12 protein-coding genes are annotated in these 15,107 nt (G+C 73.1%); 4 read left to right on the top strand and 8 right to left on the bottom strand.

Annotated features, from left to right (window positions below; all coding sequences use genetic code 11):
- Positions 1-87 precede the first annotated feature (87 nt).
- The 8 genes from E2C05_RS08325 to E2C05_RS08290 all read right to left on the bottom strand — a co-directional run bounded on the left by E2C05_RS08325 (position 88) and on the right by E2C05_RS08290 (position 8,784).
- Positions 88-1,266, bottom strand: coding sequence for an ABC transporter substrate-binding protein (locus E2C05_RS08325; protein WP_456306486.1), 1,179 nt, complete (start codon positions 1,264-1,266; stop codon positions 88-90).
- A 311-nt stretch (positions 1,267-1,577) separates the two neighbouring features.
- Positions 1,578-2,807, bottom strand: coding sequence for an ABC transporter substrate-binding protein (locus tag E2C05_RS08320; RefSeq protein WP_133219151.1), 1,230 nt, complete (start codon positions 2,805-2,807; stop codon positions 1,578-1,580).
- 146 nt (positions 2,808-2,953) lie between these two features.
- The gene (locus E2C05_RS08315) at positions 2,954-3,700 is read right to left on the bottom strand and encodes an ABC transporter ATP-binding protein (protein WP_133219150.1); all 747 of its coding nucleotides are present in this window, start codon (positions 3,698-3,700) and stop codon (positions 2,954-2,956) included.
- On the bottom strand, positions 3,700-4,476 hold the full coding sequence (locus E2C05_RS08310) for an ABC transporter ATP-binding protein (protein ID WP_133219149.1): 777 nt from the start codon (positions 4,474-4,476) through the stop codon (positions 3,700-3,702). The genes E2C05_RS08315 and E2C05_RS08310 overlap by 1 nt, the downstream gene beginning before the upstream one ends.
- Positions 4,477-4,753: 277 nt before the next feature.
- Positions 4,754-5,338: an amino acid synthesis family protein gene (locus E2C05_RS08305; RefSeq protein ID WP_133219148.1), complete on the bottom strand. Its 585-nt coding sequence runs from the start codon at positions 5,336-5,338 to the stop codon at positions 4,754-4,756.
- A gap of 85 nt (positions 5,339-5,423) precedes the next feature.
- Entirely contained in the window at positions 5,424-6,533 is a 1,110-nt protein-coding gene (locus tag E2C05_RS08300; protein WP_133219147.1) for a radical SAM protein, read from the bottom strand.
- Positions 6,534-6,538: 5 nt separating this feature from the next.
- Complete coding sequence (locus E2C05_RS08295) at positions 6,539-7,519, bottom strand: lysylphosphatidylglycerol synthase domain-containing protein (protein ID WP_158292011.1); 981 nt, start codon at positions 7,517-7,519, stop codon at positions 6,539-6,541.
- A gap of 65 nt (positions 7,520-7,584) precedes the next feature.
- Complete coding sequence (locus E2C05_RS08290) at positions 7,585-8,784, bottom strand: amidohydrolase family protein (protein WP_133219145.1); 1,200 nt, start codon at positions 8,782-8,784, stop codon at positions 7,585-7,587.
- Between the two features lie 446 nt (positions 8,785-9,230).
- On the opposite strand from E2C05_RS08290, the gene E2C05_RS08285 reads away from it, so the two are divergent.
- Genes E2C05_RS08285 through E2C05_RS08270 form a run of 4 tightly spaced genes read left to right on the top strand, consistent with a single transcriptional unit; the run spans position 9,231 to position 15,104 of the window.
- Positions 9,231-10,103 (top strand): FAD binding domain-containing protein, encoded by an 873-nt coding sequence (locus E2C05_RS08285; protein ID WP_133219144.1) that lies wholly within the window; start codon positions 9,231-9,233, stop codon positions 10,101-10,103.
- Positions 10,100-12,781, top strand: coding sequence for a molybdopterin-dependent oxidoreductase (locus E2C05_RS08280; protein WP_133219143.1), 2,682 nt, complete (start codon positions 10,100-10,102; stop codon positions 12,779-12,781). The genes E2C05_RS08285 and E2C05_RS08280 overlap by 4 nt, the downstream gene beginning before the upstream one ends.
- Positions 12,778-14,262 (top strand): 6-hydroxynicotinate reductase, encoded by a 1,485-nt coding sequence (locus E2C05_RS08275; protein ID WP_133219142.1) that lies wholly within the window; start codon positions 12,778-12,780, stop codon positions 14,260-14,262. Before E2C05_RS08280 ends, E2C05_RS08275 begins: the two co-directional genes overlap by 4 nt.
- Entirely contained in the window at positions 14,259-15,104 is an 846-nt protein-coding gene (locus E2C05_RS08270; RefSeq protein ID WP_133219141.1) for a UPF0280 family protein, read from the top strand. The genes E2C05_RS08275 and E2C05_RS08270 overlap by 4 nt, the downstream gene beginning before the upstream one ends.
- Positions 15,105-15,107 lie beyond the last annotated feature (3 nt).

Genomic DNA, 15,107 nt, shown 5'->3' with positions numbered 1-15,107 from the left:
TCTCCCGGCCATCCGGCCGGCGCGCGCTGCGGGCCGCGGCCGGGTGGCGGAACCTCTCTGCCGGCGCGGCTGCGCCGGGTGCCGGCATCAGGCGCGGATCAGGGCGCAGCCGCCCTCGCCCACCGGCCGGAAGGCCTCGGCCGCCGGCGTCTCCTGCACCAGCTTCAGGTAGTCCCAGGGGCCGCGGCTCTCCTCCGGCTTCTTCACCTCGAACAGGAAGCTGGGGCAGATGCGGCGGCCATCCGGGCGGATGCTGCCGGGGCCGAAGGCCTCGTCATCGGTCGGCATCGCCTTCATGCGGTTGACGAGGTCGAGGCCGGAGGCCTTGGCCGCCGGCACGCCCATATCGGCGATCGCCTTCAGGAAATGCAGCGTGCCGGAATAGCAGCCGGCATGGATCATGTTCGGGTAGTTGGTCGGCGTCCGCTGGATGACCCGCCGGGCAAAGGCGCGGCTGCGGTCGTTCAGGTCCCAGTAGAAGGTCTCGGTGCAGGTCAGGCCCTGCGCCGTCTGCAGGCCGAGGCCGTGGACGTCGTTGATGAACAGCAGCAGCGAGGCGAGCTTGATGCCGCGCCGCGTCAGGCCGAACTCGGCCGCCTGCTTCACGCAGGTCTGGGTGTCGGCGCCGGCATTCGCCAGGCCGATGACCTTGGCGCGCGACGACTGCGCCTGCAGCAGGAAGGAGGAGAAGTCGGTCGTGCCCGGGAAGGGCGTGCGCACGCTGCCCAGGATGCGCCCGCCGGCCTGGCGGACGAAATTCATCGTGTCGCGTTCCAGCGCATGGCCGAAGGCGTAGTCGGCGGTGATGAAGAACCAGGTGTCGCCGCCCGCCTTCACCGTGGCGCCGCCGTTGGACCGCGCCAGCATCCAGGTGTCGTAGGCCCAGTGGACGGTGCTGGGGCCGCATTGCGCGCCCGTCAGGTCGGCGGTCGCCGAGCCGACATTGATGTAGGGCTTGTTCTTCTCCCGCGCGACCTGGTTCACCGCGAGCCCGACCGAGCTGGTCGGCACGTCGATGATCAGGTCGATGCCCTGGTCGTACCATTGCCGCGCCAGGTTGGCGCCGACATCGGGGCGGTTCTGGTGATCGGCCTCGATCACCTCCACCGCGAAGCCGCGGTTGCCGAATTCCTGCGCCGCCATGCGGGTGCAGGCGACGGAGGTCGGGCCCGTATTGTCGCGATACATGCCCGACATGTCGGTCATCACGCCGATGCGAATCGTGTTCGCCGCCTGCGCACGCGACAGTGTGGGAAGGGCGGTCACCGCGCCGGCGGCGGCCCCCGTGGCAAGCAGTGCCCTGCGTCCCAGATGCATCCCGTTCATCCCCAGTTCTGCCCTGTTGAACGGCCGGGTTTTCCCGGTCCGTAAGCGTGGGGGCGGCCCGTCCCGGGCCCGCCCCGCATCCGTCCTGGCGCCGGCCCGGCGGGCCGCCGCATCGCCTTCATCCCCCGGGCCCGCCAACCCCGACCCGCCAAGGCGCCCGTCACGGCGCCGGGCCGCCGCGGACCATGCCGCGCGCCGGCCCGGATGGCCCGGGACGGCGCGCGCGGGGTCCGCGCGCCGTGCGAACCGCGCTAGCTGCGGACCAGCGGGCAGGCGCCCTCGGCCAGCGGCCGGAAGGCCTCCTCGGCCGGCGTGGTCTGCAGCAGCTTGTAGTAGTCCCAGGGGCCCTTGCTCTCGGCCGGCGACTTCACCTCGAAGAGGTAGGAGGGGTGGATCTTGCGGCCATCGGCGCGGATGCTGCCGGCGCCGAAGCAGTCATCTTCGGTCGGCATCGCCTTCATGCGCGCCACCGCCTCCGCGCCGCTCGCCTTCGCCTTGTCGGCGCCCATGTCGGCCGCGGCCTTCAGGTAGTGCAGCACGGCGGAATAGCAGCCGGCATGCGACATCGCCGGCATGTTGCCCGCCAGGTGCGGCCTGACCTTGTTCGTGAAGGCGCGCGTGCGGTCGTTCAGGTCCCAGTAGAAGGTCTCGGTGCAGACCAGCCCCTGCGCCGCCTGCAGGCCCAGGCCGTGCACGTCGTTGATGAACATCAGCAGCACCGCCACCTTGGTGCCGCGGCGGGTGATGCCGAACTCGGCCAGCTGCTTCACCGCGTTCACCGTGTCCGTCCCGGCATTGGCCAGGCCGATCACCTTGGCGCGGGACGACTGCGCCTGCACCAGGAAGGACGAGTAGTCGGTGTTGCCCAGCGGGTGGCGCACCGCGCCGACCACGCGGCCGTTCTGCGCCTTGACGAAATTGCCGGTGTCGCGTTCCAGCGCATGGCCGAAGGCATAGTCGGCGGTGATGAAGAACCAGGAATCCCCGCCCGCCTTCACCATGGCGCCGCCGGTGCTGCGCGCCAGCATCCAGGTGTCATAGGTCCAGTGGACGGTGTTCGGGCTGCATTGCGGGCCGGTCAGGTCGGCGGTCGCGGCGGTGCTGTTGAGGTAGACCTTGTTCCTCTCCCGCACCACGCCGTTCACCGCCAGCGCCACGGCGCTGTTCGGGACGTCGACGATCACGTCGACGCCGTCCCGGTCGATCCATTGCCGGGCGATGTTGGACCCGACATCGGGCTTGTTCTGGTGGTCGGCGACCACGACCTCGACATTCAGGCCGCGGCTGCCGAGGTCCTGGACCGCCTGCCGTACGCAGGCGACGGAGGTGGGCCCGGAGATGTCGCGATAGACGCCGGACTGGTCGTTCAGCACGCCGATCTTGAGGGTGTTCGCCTGGGCGCGGGCGCCGCGCCAGGGCAGGCCGCCCAGCGCCGTGGCGGTGGCGGTGGCGCCGGCGATGAGGGAACGGCGATTGGTCATTGGCTGGGGCATGGGTCTTTCCGTGTGCAGGGCGCGGCGTCGGCCGCCACGCGCGGCGGGCGGAACGCAGGCCCTGCCGGGTTCGTTCGCCGCCCGGCCTTGGTCACCTGCCCCGCCCGCATGGCCCGTCCCTCCCCCGTCCCGGCTCAGACGCCGAGATATTCGTGCAGCCGGTCCATGCTGGCGGCCAGGTCGGCATTCGCCACCATGTCCACCACCCGGCCGTGCTCCATGACGTAGTGGCGGTCCGCCACCGTCTGGGCGAAGCGGAAATTCTGCTCGACCAGCAGCACGGTGAAGCCGCGCTGCTTCAGCTCGCGGATCGTCCGGCCGATCTGCTGCACGATGACCGGGGCCAGGCCCTCGCTCGGCTCGTCCAGCAGCAGCAGGTTGGCGCCGGTGCGCAGGATGCGGGCGATCGCCAGCATCTGCTGCTCGCCGCCCGACAGCTTGGTGCCCGGGCTGTTCGCCCGTTCCTTCAGGTTGGGGAACAGCGCATAGATGGTGTCGAGGTCGAGGCCGCCTGGCTTGACCACCGGCGGCAGCAGCAGGTTCTCCGTCACCGTCAGGCTGGCGAAGATCCCCCGCTCCTCCGGGCAGTAGCCGATGCCGGACCGGGCGATGAGGTCGGAGCGGTCGCCGATCATCTCCCGCCCGTCGAAGCGGATGCTGCCGGCGCGCTTGCCGACCAGGCCCATGATTGCGCGCAGCGTGGTGGTCTTGCCGGCGCCGTTGCGGCCCAGCAGCGTCACCACCTCGCCCGGGCGGATCTCGATCCCGACGCCATGCAGGATGTGGCTCTCGCCATACCAGGCCTCGAGGTTCTTCACCTCCAGCAGGGCCTGGCCGGTGGCGGCCGGGGCGGGGCGCGTCGTCTCCAGCGCTGCGGACATCAGGCCGGCACTCCCTCGGTCACGGTATGCGCCTCGCTGCCCAGATAGGCGGCGATGACCTCCGGGTTGCGGGCCACGGACTGGTAGTCGCCCTCGGCCAGCACGCGGCCCCGGGTCAGCACGGTGATGGTGTCGCAGAGGCCGGAGACCACCTTCAGGTTGTGCTCCACCAGCAGCACGGTCCGGCCCACCGCCACGCGCTTCACCAGCGCGACGATGCGGTCCACATCCTCATGCGTCATGCCCGCGGTCGGCTCGTCGAGCAGCATCATCTGCGGCTCCATCGCCAGGGTCGTGGCGATCTCCAGCGCCCGCTTGCGGCCATAGGGCAGCTCGCCCGCCGTCAGCGTTTCGTACCCCGTCAGGCCGACATCGGCGAGCAGCGCCCGCGCCCGGTCGTCGAACTGCCGCAGCAGGCTGTCGGAGCGCCAGAAGTCGAAGCTGCCGCCGCGCTGCCGCTGCAGCGCCACCCGCACATTCTCCAGCACCGTCAGGTGCGGGAACACCGCCGAGATCTGGAAGCTGCGCACGAGGCCGAGCCGCGCCACCTGCGCCGGCTTCAGCTTGGTGATGTCGCGGCCGTCATAGGTGATGCTGCCGCGCGTCGGCTGCAGGAACTTCGTCAGCAGGTTGAAGCAAGTGGTCTTCCCGGCGCCGTTCGGCCCGATCAGCCCATGGATGCTGCCGCGGCGGACCTTCAGGGAAACGTCGCCGACGGCGACGAAGCCCATGAATTCCTTGGTCAGGCCATTGGTTTCCAGGATGGTGTCTGACACCCGGATCGCTCTCCCGTTTGCGGCAGGCCCCGGCAGGCCGGGCCCGTGGCCCGATGGGCTTACGTCCGGCATGCGTCTGGGCCGTTTCTGACGCGGGCCGCCGGCCCCTGCCGCTGGCATGCGCCGTCATGGCGCGCGTGGGGCCGCGGACCGCCGTCCGTCGTTGCTGGGGTGTATGCCCATGCCCCGCCCCCTTTGCAAGGGAGGGGGGCGGCCTGCGCGGGTCTCGGCCGGCGGGACCGGCAGCGCGTTTGCGGGAGCAGGCGGCGCGGCGCGCTCAGCGCAGCCCGTCGCGCCCCTCGATCTGGTCCTTCGTCAGCCCGCCGATGCGCGGCAGCGGCCGGCCGCCATCGGTCAGCGCCAGGCAGAGCAGGATCTCGTCCGCCCGCGGCGCATCCGGCACCCGCGCCTCGATGGCGTCGAAATGGCTGCGCACGAAGGCGGCATCCTTGTGCCCCAGCGGCACGTCGATGGCGGTGCCCGGCCCGCCGGCCTTCTTGGCCGAGGGGATCAGCGCCGGCCCCTTCCCGAGCGCCGCCCGCACCGGCGCGCCCATCTTCGGGTGCAGCAGGGCGGCGGCATGCTCCAGCTCCCCCGCCTCCCCCACCACCGCGGCCTTGCCGAAGCTCTCCACCCGCTCGCCCGGGATGCCGAGGGCGGCGATGGCGCGCGCCGCCAGCAGCGCGCCCAATTCCTCGCCCTGCGCGATCAGCTCGGACAGATCCTCGACATAGCGGCCGGCGAAGGGGTTCTCGATGACGGCGCAGGCGACGGCGCGGCGGACCGGCGGCGCGAGATCGCGGCGCATCTCGCGCCGCGTCTCGTCCAGGATCACCACCAGCTTGCGGATCACGGCCGCCATCGCTCGTCTCTCCCGCCACCGGGAGGGGCACTGCTCCTCCCGGGCTCACCCCGCCAGGGGCCGAAGGGCCCCTGGACCCCTCGGATCAGCCGGCGCCGGCCAGCCGCGTCAGCCGCTTCCCATGGCCCATGATGGCGCCGATCGAGCCGCCGACGCGGCCATCCGCCAGTGCCTGGAAGGCGGCCAGCGGCTTGCCTTCCTTCAGCCGGGCGAAGGCATCGCCGATCGCCACCGGCAGATGCAGCATGATGCTAGCATCGCGGTAGCAGTCCGTCGTGCAGGCCTGGCAGCCATCCCGCACCATCTTCTCCGGCGTGAAGTCCCAGACCGAGGAGAGCGGCTCCTTCCAGTCCTCGCAGCGCCAGAGGTCGTAGTTCCAGTCGAGGTAGAAATACTTGTAGCCGGCATGGCAGACGAAGCGCTCGCCCTGGCCGGACAGGCGCCGGCGCATGTCGGCGATGCCGGCGCGCGGGTTGTGCACCGGGATGATCTCCCGCGCCCGCTCCGCCCCGTCGAAGGCGGCCAGCAGCTCCGCCTGGGACATGTCGACGAGGTCGCTGTCCTCGGACCACACCAGGCTGTTGGAGCCGAGCGCGGCCTTGCGCGGATAGGAGAAGGTGATGGCGGAGAAGCCCAGCTCCTTCACGAAGCGCGCCAGCGCGGCATAGTCCGTCACCAGCCGCGTCATGGCGACGCTGGCGATGACGGTGACGCCCTTCTCCCGCAGGATCGCATTCGCCTCGCGGATGCGCTCGCACACGCCCTTCAGGCCGCGGTTCTTCTCGTGCGCCAATGGCTCCGGCGCGTCGATGGAGATGAACAGAGTGGTCACGCCGGCCTCGGCCAGCGCCGCCGCCTTGGGCGGCAGCAGCCAGCCATTCGTCACCATGGTCGGCTGCACGCCCATCGCGGTGGCGCTGCGCACCATGTCGAGGATCTTCGGGTGCAGCAGCGGCTCGCCGCCCATGAAGGTGACGAAGCGGACCCCCGCCTGCTCCTTCAGATGCGCCAGCGCGTCCTCGAACCGCGTCGCGTCCAGGAAGCGGCGGTCGGTGACGAAGCCCTTGTCATGAGCGAAATTGCAGAAGTCGCAGGTCGCGTTGCACATGTTGGTCACGGAGGCATTGACGATCGCCGGCCCGCCCTTCGGCACCAGCCGGAGAAGGTCCATGACGCCCGAACGCGTGCTGCCCATGCCGATCAATCCCCCGGCCGCGGTCCCGGTGCCGCGGCGCCCTTGCCGGCTGCCATAGCCGCCCCTTCCGCCCTCTGCCAAGCCAGAAGCCCCGGCAGGCTCAGCAGCACCTCCCGCGCCCGGCGCGCCAGCGCCATCGCCAGCGCCGCCGCGGCCGGCACCCCCACCAGCGCGGCGGCGCCGATGATCGCCCCTTCCTGCACCGCCAGCGCCCCAGGCAGCATGAAGCCGGCATTGCGCAGCGCCTGGGCCAGGGTCTCGATCACCATGCCATCCGCCAGGCTGACGGGCTGGCCGAGCAGCCAGAGGATCCCCGCCACCTCCAGCACGCCGGACAGCCAGGCGGCGGTGTGCCACAGCACCGCCGCCACCAGCCGCGGCCAGTCGGCATGCAGGGCCAGGATGGCGGCCTGGAAGTCGCGGATCGCCCCGGGCCGGATGGCCGGCCAGCGGCGGGCCAGCCGGGCCAGCCCCCGCTCCAGCAAGGTCAGCGGCAGGCGGCGCTGCAGCAGCACCATCGCCCCGGCCCCGCCGAGCGCGATGGCGAGGCCGGCCAGCGCGAAGCCGACCATCCCCTGCCCGCCGCCGACCCCCAGCAGCAGGGCGACGCCGGCCAGGGTGAAAAACAGCTGGGAGACCGCTTCCAGGGTCAGGTCCACGGTGGCGGTGGCGCCCGCCATCTCCCCCGGCACGCCGCGCCGGGCCAGCAGCCGGGCGGCGGCTGCCTGCCCGACCAGCGCGCCGGCCGGCAGCAGCGCATTGGCGGATTCGCGGTACCAGCGCAGCCGCGCCATCGCCAGCACCGGCGGCCGGTGCTGCGGCGGCAGCAGCGCCCGCCAGGCCATGGCGGTGAGGAAGATCTGCGGGATGTGGACGGCGATGGAGATGGCGATGGCGAAGGGCGCCTCGGCGACCATGCGCCGCAGCCCGTCGAGGTCGCCGAGGTTGAGGGCGATGGCGGCGGCCAGCACCAGTCCGCCCAGCACCAGCCCGTTGCGGACGCCCCGGCGCCACCAGGGCGCCTGGGCGATCGCCGCCTGTTCCGTCGTGCTCAGTGTCCCAGGACCTCCGGCACCCGCTCGGCCGGCGGGGTGTTGCGGCTGCGGCCGCAGCGCATCACGCCGTCGATCATGACGCCGCCGATGCCGGGGATGTCGCCCAGTTCGATGCTGTGCAGCAGGTCCCGCCCCGCGGTGTGCTGCGCCCGGTCGAGGAAGACTAGGTCGGCGGCGCGCCCCGCCTCGATCAGCCCGGCATCCAGGCTGCGGATGCGGGCGGTGTTGCCGGTGGCCAGCGCGATGGCCTGCGCCGCCGGGATCCCGCCCAGGGAGGACAGCAGCGAGATGAGCCTGAGGATGCCGAGCGGCTGCACGCCGCTGCCGGCCGGGCTGTCGGTGCCCAGGATCACCCGGTGCAGCTGCCCCAGGTCGCGCGCCGCCTGCGCGGCGGCGATCGCCACCCGCTCATTGCCGTTGTGGACGATCTCGATGGCGCGCGTGCTGCGCTCGCAGAGTTCGCAGACATGGCTCTCCGGCAGGCTGGTATGGCCGCCATTGATGTGGCCGATGATGTCGGCATCGGCCTCCAGCACCGTGTCCCGGTCGATCAGCCCGCTGCCGGGGATGGAGGGGCCGCCGGTATGGATCGTGCTCTGGATGCCGTGCTTGCGGGCCCAGGCGACCATCTCCCGCGCCTCGTAGCCCGCCTTGACGCTGCCGAGGCCCACTTCGCCCAGCAGCGTGACGCCGGCGGCGGCGAGGTCGGCGAAGTCGCTCTCGACCATGCCCTTCTCGAGGACGGGGGCGCCGGCCAGCACCTTCACCCCCGCCGGGCGGGCGTTGAAAAAGGCGCGCTGGGCGGTGATGGCCAGGGCCTTCAGCCCGACGATGTCCTTCGGCCGGCCGGGCAGGTGCACCTCGCCGGCCGAGATCATGGTGGTGACGCCGCCGTTGAGGAAGCTCTCGACCCAGCCGATCTGGTTCTGCCGCGGCGTCCAGTCGCCGAAGACCGGATGCACATGGCTGTCCACCAGGCCGGGCGAGACGGCGCAGCCATGCGCCTCGATCACCGAATCGACCGGGCCGCGATCGGCGAGGTCCCGGCCGCGGCCGATGGCGGCGATGCGGCCGTCCTCGATCAGGATGGCATCGGCCTCCAGCACCGGCGCGGCGAGGTCGCCCGACAGCAGCAGGCCGATGCCGCGCACCAGGATGCGCCCCTTCGCGGGTCCTGCCGCCTGCTCCACCGCCATCGCCCGCCCCTTCTCAGCGCCGGGCGAAGCCTAGAGCAGATCGCCGGGGGGCGGAAACGCCCGCAGGCCAGGCGCTGCCCGTGCCGGCCATCGCCGATCGGCCGGGGGGCGGGGCGAATGCCCGCGGGCGCGGCACGGCGGGCATGGGCACCGCGGGCATGGGCACGGTGGGACGCGGCCGCCGCGACCCGTGCGACACCGTTGCGGCGGATTGCGCCGTCGCGGAAGGGCCGGCGGGCGCGACCGGGTGCATCGGCATGTGCCAGGGCATGCGGCCGGGCAGCCCCGGCCGGCAGCCGCCCCGCGGCGCTGGCCATGGCGCCGGCCCGGTCGGCGGCCCTGGCCGGGGCGCCAACAGGATGGCCCACAGCCATGGCGCGTGGTTTGCTGCGCGGGGCAGGCCGCGGGGCTGGTTCCGCGGCCGGACCGGTGACACATCCCAGGGCATGACCGCCTACCACCGCCCCACCACCCTGCCGGAGGCGCTGCGCCTGCTGGCCGAGGCCCCCGCCCCGCCCCGGATCCTGGCGGGAGGCACCGACCTCTACCCTGCCCGCGCCGCCGGGGAGGCCTGGATGCGCCCGGACGACCGGCCGCTGCTGGATCTTTCCGCCTTGCCGGATCTTGCGGCCATCGAGGACCGCGGCGACCACCACCGCATCGGTGCGCTGGTGACCTGGGCGGCGCTGCGCGATGCGCCGCTGCCGCCCTGGTTCGCCGCGCTGCGCCAGGCCGCGGCGCAGGTCGGCGGGGCGCAGGTGCAGAACCGCGCGACGCTGCTGGGCAATCTCTGCAACGCTTCCCCCGCCGCGGATGGCGTGCCGCCGCTGCTGGCGCTGGACGCCGTGGTGGAAATGGCCGGCCCGCGCGGCCCGCGCCGCCTGCCCCTGGCGCAGTTCATCCTCGGCAACCGCCGCACCGCCCTGGCGGCGGACGAGATCGCCACCGCCATCCTGGTGCCGAAGGCGCCGGGCGCGGTGGCGCGCTTCGAGAAGCTGGGCGCGCGGGCCTATCTGGTCATCTCCATCGTCATGGTCGCCGCGGTGATCGAGGCCGAGGCGGGCAGGATCGCGCGGGCCCGCATCGCCATCGGCGCCTGTTCCCCAGTGGCGCAGCGCCTGCCGGCGCTGGAGGCGGCGCTGGCCGGGCTGCCCCTGGCGGCGGCCGCCGGCGCGGCGCGGCCGGAGCACCTGGCGGCGCTCTCGCCCATCGACGATGTCCGTGCCACCGCGGCCTATCGCCGCCAGGCCGCGCTGGTGCTGCTGCGGCGTGCGCTCAGCACCCCCCTGGCCGCCCCGGCGGAGGCGCGCGCGGCATGACCGGCCAGGCGATCCTGCTGACGGTGAACGGCGCGGCCCAGGCCGTGCCAGCGCCGCCCGGCACCCGGCTGAGCACGGCGCTGCGCGACCATCTCGGCCTGACCGGCACCAAGGTCGGCTGCGATGCCGGCGATTGCGGCGCCTGCACGGTGCTGCTGGATGGCGCCCAGGCCTGCGCCTGCCTAGTGCCGCTGGGCCAGGCCGCCGGCCGCGGCGTGACGACGGTGGAAGGCCTGGCCGCAACGCCCATGGGCGCCGCCCTGCAGCGCGCCTTCCTGCACCATGGCGCGGCGCAATGCGGCATCTGCACGCCCGGGATGCTGATGGCCGCCAGCGAATTGCTGGCCGCGACCCCGCGCCCGACCGAGGCGCAGGCGATGGCGGCGCTGGGCGGCGTGCTCTGCCGCTGCACCGGCTACCGCAAGATCCTCGACGCCGTCTGCGACGCGCATGCCTTCCTGGGCGACGGCCCGGCGCCGGTCGCGCCCGCGGCGGGCTGTGCCGTCGGTGCCCGCATGCCGCGGGCGGATGGCGCGGCGAAGGTGACCGGCGCCGACCTGTTCGGCGCGGATGCGGCGCCGCCGGATGCGCTCTGGCTGCGGGCCGTCCGCAGCCCGCATCCGCGCGCCCGCTTCGCCTTCGGCGACTGGGCGCCCTTCCTGGCGCGGCATCCCGGCATCGCGCATGTGCTGACCGCCGCCGATGTGCCCGGCCGCAACGGCTTCGGCATCTACCCCGACATCAAGGACCAGCCGGTCTTCGCGGAAGGCGAGGTGCGCTATCGCGGCGACTGCCTCTGCGCCCTGGTCGGCGACCGCGCGACGCTTGACGCGATCCGGACCGAGGACCTGCCCATCGCCTGGGAGGTGCTGGACCCCGTCACGCTGGCCGGCGGCCCGGCGCTGCACGAACGCTGGCCGGACAATGTGCTGACCACCGGCCGCGTCCTCGCCGGCGATGCCGAAGCGGTGCTGGCCGCCAGCGCGCATGTCGCGGAGATCGCGATCGAGACCGGCTTCGTCGAGCATGCCTATATCGAGCCCGAGGCCGGCTGGGCCCGCCGCGTCGGCGACCGCATGGAGGTCTTCGGCTGCACCCAGGCACCCTATATGGACCTGGAGGAGGTGGCGGGCGTCCTCGGCATCCCGCATTCCGCGGTGCGGATCATCCCCTCGGCCTGCGGCGGCGGCTTCGGCGGCAAGCTGGACGTGCTGCTGCAGCCGATGCTGGCCATCGCCGCCTGGCTGCTGGACCGGCCGGTGCGCGCCATCCTCCCGCGCGCCGAGAGCATGGCCGCCAGCACCAAGCGCCACCCCGCGCGCATCGCCGCCCGCGCCGGCTGCGATGCCGGGGGGCGCCTGACGGGCTTCGCCTTCGAGGGCATCTACGACACCGGCGCCTATGCCAGCTGGGGCCCGACCGTCGCCGGCCGCGTGCCCGTCCACGCCACGGGGCCCTATCGCGTGCCGGCGGTGGCGGCGCGGGCGCGCGCCATCTTCACCAACAACCCGCCCAGCGGCGCCTTCCGCGGCTTCGGCGTGCCGCAGGCCGCCATCGCGCAGGAAGCGCTGTGGGACCGCCTGGCCGATGCCGCGGGGCTCGACCGGCTGGAATTCCGCCTGCTGAACGCGCTGCGCGCAGGCGACACGACCGCGACCGGCCAGGTGCTGGAACACTCGGTCGGCCTCGCCGCCTGCCTGGAGGCGTTGCGGCCCCACTGGCAGGCGATGCGGACAGACGCCGCGAGCATGAACGCAAGCGGCGGTCCGCGCCGGCACGGCGTCGGCATCGCCTGCATGTGGTACGGCATCGGCAATACCGGCATGTCCAACCCCTCCACCATGCGGATCACGCTGGGGCGGGACGGGCTGGTCTTCCACAACGGCGCGGTGGATATCGGCCAGGGCAGCACCACGGTGCTGCTGCAGATCGCCGCCGATGCGCTGGGCCTGCCGCCCGCCGCCTTCCGCCTGGTGCTGGGCGACACCGACCTGACAGCGGATGCCGGCAAGACCAGCGCCTCTCGCCAGACTTTCGTGAGTGGCCGCGCCGCACAGGAAGCGGGGGCGGCGCTGCGGCAGGCGATCCTGCTGCGCGCGAATGCCGGGCCCGAGGCGCGGCTGGACTGGCGCGACGGCACAGTGCTGGTGGATGGCCGGCCGCTGGCGCTGGCGGCGCCGCTGGAGGGCATCGGCCGCTTCGACCCGCCGACGGTGCCGCTGGATGCCGATGGCCAGGGCATCCCCTACGCCACCTACGGCTTCGCCGCGCAACTCGCCGCGCTGTCGGTGGATATGGAGCTCGGCACGATCCACCTCTCCCGCATCGTCGCGGCGCATGACGTGGGCCGCGCCATCAACCCCACCCTGGTGGAGGGCCAGATCCATGGCGGCATCGCCCAGGGCATCGGCCTGGCGCTGATGGAGGAATACCTGCCCGGCCGGACCGAGAACCTGCACGACTACCTGATCCCCACCGTCGGCGACGTGCCGGCGATCGAGTGCATCCTGGTGGAGGACCGCGAGCCGCTCGGCCCCTTCGGTGCCAAGGGCATCGGCGAGCCGGCGCTGGTGCCGACCGCGCCGGCCATCCTGTCGGCCATCCGCGACGCCACCGGGGCCACCATCACGACGGTGCCCGCCCTGCCGCACCGCGTGCTGGAGGCGATCGGGCGATGAGCACGGACAGGACCGCGATCTTCGGCGCGCGCGAGGGCAATGAGGGCATCGTCCGCTGCGATGCCTGCCCGGTGCTCTGCCGCATCCGCCCCGGCCGCGCCGGCGCCTGCAGCCGCTACGCCAACCGCGACGGCGAGCTGGTCCGCACCGACCCGCTGGTGCTCATGCACCGCACGGTGGAGGCGGGCGGCGAGACCGTGCCCTTCCTGGAGAATGCCGAGGACTGGGACGGCGGGATCGCACCCCCGAAGCAGACCTTCGTCACCGCCATCGGCGCCGGAACCACCTATCCCGACTACAAGCCCGCCCCCTTCATCGTCGCCGCGCAGCACAAGGGCGTGGACACGGTCACGGTCGTGACCGAGGGCATCTTCAGCTATTGCGGGCTGAAGGTGAAGATCGACACCGACCGCCACCTGGGGCCGGAGACGGCGGCGGTGCGCGTCGACGGCGAGCAGATCGGCCATGTCACCACGGCCGAATACGGCAGCCAGATGCTCAGCCTGGGCGGCGTGCGCCACCTGACCGGCGGCAGCAAGCGCGAAGGCAACGTCACCTGCGCCGCCTTGCTGAAGCTCTGCGCGAAGCAGGCGGTGGAGGTCAGCATCGACGGCGGCGCCAGGGTCGTGCTGCAAGCCGGCCAGGCGCCCATCGTGAACGGCGTGCCGGAACGCCGCATGCGCGTCGGCTGCGGCAGCGCCGCCATCGGCATCTTCGCCCAGCAATGGCATGGCCATGTGGACGAGGTGATCGTGGTGGACGACCACATCACCGGCGTGCTGTCGGAGCACCAGGCGGGAAAATGCCTGGACGTCCCGCCCACCGGCATCCGCGTGCGCGGCCGCCGCTCCACCCCCGGGCGCTATTTCCAGGTGGCGCATCCCGGCACCGGCTGGGGCGGGACGGACATCACCGACCCGCTCGCGGTCATCGAGAGCATCGACCCGAAGCTGGCCTGGCCCGGCCTGCGCCTGCTGCTGACCAGCACGACGGGCGAGGATTTCCTCTACGTCGAACTCGACGAGGCCCTGCGGCCGGTGCCGGCGCAGGCGCCGCCGGCCGTGGTGCAGACGGTCGAGCGCATCGGCGAGAATTGCGAGCCGGCGCTGACCTCCATCCTGTTCATGGCCGGCGCGGGCGGCAGCCTGCGCGCCGGCGTCACCGAGAACCCCGTGCTGCTGACGCGGGAGGTGCAGCGCAGCCTGGTGCGCGTGACCATCGGCGGCGCCCCCTGCGTCCTGTGGCCCGGCGGCGGCATCACCATCATGGCGGATGTGCTGCGCGTGCCGGACGGCGCCTTCGGCTATGTCCCGACGCCGGCGCTGGTCGCGCCCATCGAGTTCACCCTGCGTGCCGACCTCTATGCCCGCCTGGGCGGCCATGTCGACCATGCGGTGCCGTTGGACCGCCTGCTGGCCGAATACGGCGAAGCCGCGCGCCACGACCCCTGGATGGAGCCGAACCCATGGCCGGCGGCATGAACTCCCCTTGGGCAGCAGCCCTCCCGGACGGCCGCCTGCACCTGCAGGACGGGCCGATCGACCTGGTCATCGGCCTGGACGGCACCCGCGCCGCCATGGCGGAAGCCCGCACCCGCGCCTGCGCCGCCTTCGAGGGCCTGCTGGCCGACCTGGTCGCGGAACTGCCGCTGCTGCGCACGCCCATCGGCGCCGATCCGCCCGCGCTGCAGGGCCGCGTCGCGCGCCGCATGGCCGCCGCCGTCTGGCCCTTCCGGCGGGACTACATCACGCCCATGGCCGCGGTCGCCGGCGCGGTGGCGGAGGAGGTGCTGGACGCCATCGCCGGCACCCCCGGCCTGCTGGCCGCGCATGTGAACAATGGCGGCGACATCGCGCTGCACCTCGCGCCCGGCCAGTCGCTGCGGGTCGGGCTGGTGCCGAGCCTGGAGCGCGCCGTGCCGGAAGGCCTGGTGCGGCTGCGGGCGGAGGATGCGGTCCGCGGCGTCGCCACCTCCGGCTGGCCGGGCCGCAGCTTCTCCCGCGGCATCGCCGATGCGGTGACGGTGCTGGCCGCAACCGCGGCGCAGGCCGATGCCGCGGCGACCGTCATCGCCAATGCGGTGGATGCCGAGCATCCCGCGGTGCGCCGCGCCCCCGCCCGCGCGCTGGACCCGGACAGCGACCTGGGCGAGCTGCCCGTGACCATCGGCGTCGGCCCGCTGCCGGCGGATGTGGTGGCACAGGCGCTGGATGGCGGGGAAGCGGTGGCGGAGGCGCTGCTGTCGCGCGGCCTGATCCTGGGCGCCATGCTGGTGCTGGGCGATGCGGTGCGCATGGTCGGCGAGGGGCTGATCCAGGGCTGACCC

The organism is Paracraurococcus ruber (genome assembly GCF_004353985.1).
GTDB classification, from domain to species: domain Bacteria; phylum Pseudomonadota; class Alphaproteobacteria; order Acetobacterales; family Acetobacteraceae; genus Paracraurococcus; species Paracraurococcus ruber.
The sequence above is the reverse complement of the archived record's forward strand: the minus strand, read 5'-3'. Positions and strand labels throughout refer to the sequence as shown.